The sequence below is a fragment of the Exiguobacterium sp. SL-9 genome, from assembly GCF_004336985.1.
Lineage (GTDB): Bacteria > Bacillota > Bacilli > Exiguobacteriales > Exiguobacteriaceae > Exiguobacterium.
The window spans coordinates 1-419 of sequence record NZ_SJUO01000027.1 but is presented as its reverse complement, the minus strand read 5'-3'; the positions used below and the strand labels follow the sequence as shown (position 1 = coordinate 419).

The window sequence follows — 419 nt, the reverse complement described above, 5'->3', positions numbered from 1 at the left end:
TACTCATCCAACGCAACCAGTTTTTAGATGGCTTTAGAAAGGTCGTTAATCTCATACTCATTCCCCCTTTCTAGGTGTTTTGGTGACGTTCCTTTCTAAGGCGCATCTATAAAGTTCCAAGTAACAGTTCCTTGCCACAAACCAGGTTGATCTTGATTAGATAAGCGTAATAATAACCCGTTGGCAGCATCATAGGTGTAGGACTGGTTGACTTGAAATTGAACCTCCCCAAGACTTTCTTCCTGTCCTGCTTGTTTAAAGACAAATTCTTCTTTAGGAATCATCACTTTTCCTTGACCGTCAGTAATATCTGACATAGTCATGGTCACCCTTGTTTGACTATTTTTAGTTCGAGTATCTCTTGGCTTGATTTTCATTTCTGCTTGTCTAGCTTTGCTTTCTCTTTCAGAGGTTAAGCT

At 39.9% G+C, this 419-nt stretch carries 1 protein-coding gene; it reads right to left on the bottom strand.

What is annotated here, in order from left to right:
- Positions 1–95: 95 nt before the first annotated feature.
- Positions 96–419: hypothetical protein (locus EVJ34_RS15665; protein ID WP_161568930.1), on the bottom strand; the 324-nt coding region annotated here is incomplete at its 5' end.